The sequence below is a fragment of the Lactobacillus nasalidis genome (assembly GCF_016587775.1).
Lineage (GTDB): Bacteria > Bacillota > Bacilli > Lactobacillales > Lactobacillaceae > Lactobacillus > Lactobacillus nasalidis.
The window spans coordinates 1-209 of record NZ_BOCG01000215.1; the positions used below are offsets into that span (position 1 = coordinate 1).

Annotated in this window: 1 protein-coding gene; it reads right to left on the minus strand. The window is 51.7% G+C overall.

Translation table 11 applies throughout. The features are described from left to right. The coding region (locus lacNas_RS03585; protein ID WP_201346602.1) for a hypothetical protein at nucleotides 1-209 on the minus strand (209 nt) is incomplete at both ends.

The window sequence follows — 209 nt, forward strand, 5'->3', positions numbered from 1 at the left end:
CCGGACTTGTACATGAAATTCTTCCGCGGCTTGGCGCTGGTTGCGTCAATGTAGTACTTCTTGCCCTTGAGGCTTGACAGAGCCGACAGCAGCTTGCCGCTCTTTGAATAGTGGTAGACGTACTTGCTCCCCTTGACAGTCTTGTTTCTGACCATCTTCCCGGTCTTGGTGAAGTAGTACCAAGAGCTGTTGATCTTGGTCTTGCCCCT